Raw genomic sequence first — 5,104 nt, 5'->3', positions numbered from 1 at the left:
GGCACGAAGTTGCGCCGCGCCGCCTCCTGCAGCCGCTGGACGTTGGCAAGGATGTCGGCAAAGCCTTCGACCAGATAGCGCTTGTCCTTGCGATGCTCCTCCTGGAGATCGATGAACACCGCGGCCACCGTACCGCGCCGGATGGAAATGGGCGTTTTCATGCGGATTCTCAGACTTCGTCATTCCAGGGCGAAGCAGCCGCGAAGCGGCGTCGCGAAGACCCTGGAATCCATGCCGTTACCTTGATCGTCGATCGCTGCCTAACAGAATTCCGCACCGTGGCGAAGCGGAGACGGAACGGCATGGATTCCAGGTCTGCGCCGCGTCGCTCTGCTCCTTGCTTCGCCCTAGAATGACGCCAATCTCGAAGCTTTGCGATACCAGCATCAAATCTGCGGCTCCAGGAATTCATCCTCATACGGGAAGCGCGAGAGCAGCTCCGTGCCCGTCTCGGTGATCAGGATCTCGTCCTCCAGCTTGACGCCCTCGCGGCCGCCTTTCTCGCCGATATAGCTTTCCACGCTGACCACCATGCCGGGCACGATGACGCCGTCGCGGCCATAGGTCTCGTAGTCCATCGCGTGCGCGATGAAAGGCGTTTCGCCATGCATGCCGACGCCGTGCATCACCGAGGTGTAGCGCTGGTCGACGAAGCGATCCGGGATCTTCCAGGCCTTCTCGGCAATCTCGCGGAAAGCCATGCCGGGCTTCACGATCCCGATGTTGTGCTGCACCTGGTCATGCGCCATGCGGTAGAGCGACTTCTGGTAGGGCGTCGGCTTGCCCGGACCGCAGCGGAAGGTGCGCGAGAAATCGGAGTAGTAACCGTAGCAGCCGATCGTGTCGGTATCGAGCGCGACCAGCTCGCCCGGCCTGATCTTGCGGCCGCTGGCTTCGTTGAACCACGGGTTGGTGCGCTGTCCCGAGGTGAGCAGCCGCGTCTCGATGAACTCGCCGCCCTGGCGGATCACCTCGTGATACATGATGGCAAAGAGCTCGTTCTCGGAGACGCCGGGCTTGATCGCACCCCGCCCCGCCGCCACCGCCGCTTCGGCGCCCGCCATCGAGGTCTGCAGGCATTTCACTTCCTCAGGCGTCTTCACCGCGCGCACGGCGAGGATCTCGCCCTGGCAGTCCTTGACTTCACAGCCGCGCTTTTCCAGGGCGAGGGCCTGCAGATGGCTGCAGCGGTCAAGCCCGAGCTTCATCGAGCCGCCGCCATGCTTCTTCAGAAGCTCGGTGATCTCGTCGGCGAACGGTCCGGCGGTCTCGTCGTCGCGTCCGGAAACCGAGGACCAGACCAGTTTGGAAGGACGCGCCTCGTCGATCGTGTCGAGCACCATCGAGACATGGTAGCTCTGCGGATACTCGAACAGCACGATCGGCCCTTCGGTCGGGATGAAGAAATAGCGGGTCGAATTGCGCAGGAAATAGCCGAACATGTTGCGCGAGCCGGTGGCATAGCGCTGGTTGTAGGGATCGAAGAGAACCACTGCGCCGTAACCCGCTTCGCGCATCCAGGCGCGCAGCTTGGTAAGCCGACCCTTACGCAGCGCGTCCGCGTTGATGAAGGACGGCTCGGTGTCCGACAGCCACATGCCGCCCGCGGGATCGGCCGCGGCCGGGTGGCGCATGCGGTCCTTGAAGTCCACATCCTCGGTGCTGTCCGGATCGAAAACGACGATGCTCATGGGTGCCTCCTGTTCTCGCGAACATAGCGGGGAAGGGCGCTGGGCTTGTGCGTTATTCCGCAAAGGTCGTGCCGGATGCCGCAGGCGTGGTTTTCGTCTAACTGCAACGCTGGCGGGACAGCACCCCCCTCTGGCCAGCCGGCCATCTCCCCCGCAAGGGGGGAGATCAGCAGCTCCGCCCGGCGGCATTCTTCCGCAATATTTGGCGATTGGCGAATGCGGCGGCGACATCCAATCTCCCCCCTTGCGGGGGAGATGGCCGGCAGGCCAGAGGGGGGCGTGACGGAACTCGGCCTACTGAAAGACGGCGCTTAGTGCCGCCGCATCGCCTTAGGCGCGTGCCCATGCTCCTCGCGAAACGCCCGGGCAAAGCTCGACATCGAAGCAAACCCGCAGGCCAACGCGACGTCGCGCACCATCAGCGTCGAGTGTGCCAGGAGGTCGGCCGCCCGCTTCAATCGCAGTCGCCGGTAGTAGCCATTGGGTGAGATATCCAACTCAGCGCGGAAATTGCGCTCGAGCTTGTCGGGCGAGACGCCGAGCCGCTCCGCCAGTTCCGCAATGCCGAGCCGCTCCTCCACCGCATCTTCCATGATGGCGATGGCTGACAGCACAAGCTCGTTCTGCACCCCGGTGCGCAGGCGCAGTGGCATCAGCTTGCGGTCGACGCTCGACCGCAAAGGTGAATGCACGAACCATTCGGCGACTCCCGCCGCGAGTTCGGCGCCATAATCGCGCGTGATGATCTCCAGCATCATGTCGAGGCTGCCGACGCCGCCGGCCGAGGTGAAGCGCTTGCGGTCGATGACGAAGAGGTCGCGCCTGAGCTCGATGTCCGGGAAAGCCTCGGTGAAGGCGGCCTGACTGGTCCAGTGCAAGGTGCAGGCATGGCCGTCGAGCAGGCCGGCGCGAGCCAGAAAGAAGGCGGCATCGGCCACGGCCCCGATATGCGCGCCGCCGCGCAGGCTTTTCCTGATCCAGCTCATCGCCTCGTCGGCCACGACATGGTCGGCATCGCCGCCGGAGCAGACGACGATGCGGTCGACCTTCGGCGCGTCGGCCGCCGAGAAGCCGGGCTGGATGACGACGCCGTTGGAAGCCTCGACCGTGCCACGGTCGGCGCCGACGATCATCCAGCGGTAGCAGTCGCGTTTGGCAAGGATATTGGCGGCGCGCAGCGGCTCGATGACGGAAGAAAACGCCATCATCGGAAAGCCGGGAAAGACCAGCACTGCGAAGGTGAGGGGGGCTTCGTGTGCCTCAGGCAGGATGCGGTCCCTTTTACGGCTGGCGAGGATGGCGCTCACAATTGTGTATTTCCCGCACGCTGTATTGGTGGCAGAGAAGGCCAAACTGTAGCGGGCCGTTCGGGCCGCGTACAACGGAGAAACGACCAGGATGTTTGCGGCAACCGCCATCGACACGAGCAACAAGCCGGCCTTCTACAACGAGTTGGCCACGCAACTGAAAGCGCTGCTGGAAGGCGAGGGCGATTCCATCGCCAACGCCGCCAACACCTCGGCGCTGATCTACCAGATAGTGCCCGATCTCAACTGGGCTGGCTTCTATTTCCTGCAGTCCGACGAAGAGCTGGTGCTCGGCCCCTTCCAGGGCAAGCCGGCCTGTGTGCGCATCGCGGTCGGCAAAGGCGTCTGCGGCACGGCGGTCGATCTCGGCATGTCGATGCTGATCAAGGACGTGCACGATTTTCCCGGCCACATCGCCTGCGATGCCGACTCGCGCTCGGAACTGGTCGTGCTTTTGCGCGATGCGGACGGCGTGTTCGGCGTGCTCGACCTCGACAGCCCGCTGCCCGGCCGCTTCGACAAGGAAGACCAGGCCGGTATCGAGAAACTCGCCGCGATCTATGTGGCGGCGAGTTCTTTCGAGGACTAGACGAGTTTCACCAGCACCAGGCCGAAGCAGGCGATAAACAGAAAAGCCGAGAAGGCCAGCATCAGCGGGCGCAGGCCGCGCGAGCGCAGCTGCGAAATATCGGCCTGCAGGCCCATGGCGGCAAGCCCCATGGTCAGCATGACCTGCGCCGCGAGCGCGATCGCCGAGTGGATCTGCCCCGGAATCGCGACCAGGCTGTTCAGCGCCACGACCGCGACGAAAGCGACGACGAACCACGGCATCGGCGGTTTCGCGGTTGAGGCATCGGCGCTGCCGCGGCGCGCCATAAGGCCGAGCGCGACTACCATCGGCGCCAGCATGGCGACGCGCGTCAACTTGGCGACGGTCGCTGTTTCGCCGGCAAAAGTGCCGTTCTGGAAGCCGGCGCCGATCACCTGTGCCACCTCGTGGATCGAAGCGCCGGCCCACAGGCCGAAAGCATGCTGGTCGAGGCCGAATAGAGGCGCCAGCAGCGGGAAGCCGAGCATGGCGATGGTGCCGAACAGGGTTATTGCGGCAACCGCATAGGTGACGTCCTCGTCGCGCGCGTCGGTGACGATGTTGGTGGCGACGATCGCGGAGGCGCCGCAGATCGAGGTGCCGGCCGCGATCAACTGCGCCAGCTTGGCGTCGACGCCGATCAGCCGGCTGAGCGTGACGGTGAAGAGGAAGGTGGCGCCAAGCGTGGCGGCGACGATGCCGACGCCGCCGAGGCCGATGCCCGCCACCTGGCCGAGCGTGAGCTGGAAGCCGAGCAGCACGATGGCGAAGCGCAGCAGCCGGCGCTGCGCGAACGCAATGCCGGCCTTGGCGTGGGCCGGCGTGCCGAGCACATTGGAATAGACCATGCCGGCGACGACCGCGAGGATCATCGGGCTGAATAGGGTGAGGCCGGAGAGATTGCGCGCCGAATAGGCGACGCTGGTGATCATCGCCACGAGCACGATTCCCGGCACGATGCCGGCCCAGATCGCAGGCAGGGCGGGGCTCTGGCTTCCAGAACTGGCCGAACTCGGGCCATTTGGAAGATCGTTCGCGGCGGTGGGCAGGAAAGACAATGCAATTCTCCAAGCATGTTCGCCGGGGAAATGCCATTCCAGAACCAATCTTTCCAACGAATTATTCGAGTTATAATGATCGATTTTTGCGAACGATCTGGGTTTGCGCGGCAGGACTACCGAGATCGGGTGATTGCAACGTCGACGGCTCGACGGCCGGCTTGACAGCGTCGCGGCTGCTGGTCCAGCTTCACGCCATGATCGCCTTTCCCGCAAACCCGCAGCGACGCCGCCGTTCGAAGGAGCGGCATGCTGATTGCGTGAAGACAAAGGCCGGCTGACAAGCAACCCGGTTCGTCCATCCCAGCCCCCGCCCATCGAAACGATCGGCGGGTTTTTTGCATTTGGAGCGTTTGAATGAGCGTCGTTTCTTCCATCGAGTTTCGGCCGGCTGGCCCGGCGGATGCCGCGGCCATCAAGACAATCGTGCGGGCTGCCTACGCCAAATGGGTGCCGGTG

Annotated in this window: 5 protein-coding genes and 1 pseudogene; 2 read left to right on the top strand and 4 right to left on the bottom strand. The window is 64.2% G+C overall.

Annotated elements, in window-relative coordinates; genetic code table 11:
• The 3 genes and pseudogenes from EOA29_RS43205 to EOA29_RS24535 all read right to left on the bottom strand — a co-directional run.
• Positions 1-161 (bottom strand): annotated as a pseudogene (locus EOA29_RS43205) (isochorismatase); the annotation flags it as partial.
• A 225-nt stretch (positions 162-386) separates the two neighbouring features.
• Positions 387-1,691 carry a Xaa-Pro peptidase family protein gene (locus tag EOA29_RS24545; RefSeq protein WP_127221726.1) on the bottom strand — a complete coding sequence of 435 codons (1,305 nt, stop codon included), beginning with the start codon at positions 1,689-1,691 and terminating at the stop codon, positions 387-389.
• A 311-nt stretch (positions 1,692-2,002) separates the two neighbouring features.
• Positions 2,003-2,899: a GlxA family transcriptional regulator gene (locus tag EOA29_RS24535; RefSeq protein ID WP_245464968.1), complete on the bottom strand. Its 897-nt coding sequence runs from the start codon at positions 2,897-2,899 to the stop codon at positions 2,003-2,005.
• A 190-nt stretch (positions 2,900-3,089) separates the two neighbouring features.
• Here EOA29_RS24535 and EOA29_RS24530 point away from each other — a divergent pair, with 190 nt between their 5' ends.
• Positions 3,090-3,587, top strand: coding sequence for a GAF domain-containing protein (locus EOA29_RS24530; RefSeq protein WP_126094299.1), 498 nt, complete (start codon positions 3,090-3,092; stop codon positions 3,585-3,587).
• Here the strand turns inward: EOA29_RS24530 and EOA29_RS24525 are convergent.
• Positions 3,584-4,645 carry a YeiH family protein gene (locus tag EOA29_RS24525; RefSeq protein WP_245464696.1) on the bottom strand — a complete coding sequence of 354 codons (1,062 nt, stop codon included), beginning with the start codon at positions 4,643-4,645 and terminating at the stop codon, positions 3,584-3,586. The two genes, EOA29_RS24530 and EOA29_RS24525, sit on opposite strands and share 4 nt — an antisense overlap.
• On the opposite strand from EOA29_RS24525, the gene EOA29_RS24520 reads away from it, so the two are divergent.
• The gene (locus EOA29_RS24520) at positions 4,645-4,926 is read left to right on the top strand and encodes a hypothetical protein (protein WP_126094298.1); all 282 of its coding nucleotides are present in this window, start codon (positions 4,645-4,647) and stop codon (positions 4,924-4,926) included. The two genes, EOA29_RS24525 and EOA29_RS24520, sit on opposite strands and share 1 nt — an antisense overlap.
• The last annotated feature ends 178 nt before the right edge of the window (positions 4,927-5,104 follow it).

The organism is Mesorhizobium sp. M1E.F.Ca.ET.063.01.1.1, assembly GCF_003998155.1.
Taxonomy (GTDB): domain Bacteria; phylum Pseudomonadota; class Alphaproteobacteria; order Rhizobiales; family Rhizobiaceae; genus Mesorhizobium.
This window is presented reverse-complemented; position numbering and strand designations above follow the sequence as displayed.

Excerpts from the sequence above, each read along its gene's own strand:
- EOA29_RS24545 (WP_127221726.1), bottom strand. The coding sequence starts at position 1,691 with ATGAGCATCGTCGTTTTCGATCCGGACAGCACCGAGGATGTGGACTTC.
- EOA29_RS24535 (WP_245464968.1), bottom strand. The coding sequence starts at position 2,899 with ATGATGGCGTTTTCTTCCGTCATCGAGCCGCTGCGCGCCGCCAATATC.
- EOA29_RS24530 (WP_126094299.1), top strand. The coding sequence starts at position 3,090 with ATGTTTGCGGCAACCGCCATCGACACGAGCAACAAGCCGGCCTTCTAC.
- EOA29_RS24520 (WP_126094298.1), top strand. The coding sequence starts at position 4,645 with ATGCAATTCTCCAAGCATGTTCGCCGGGGAAATGCCATTCCAGAACCA.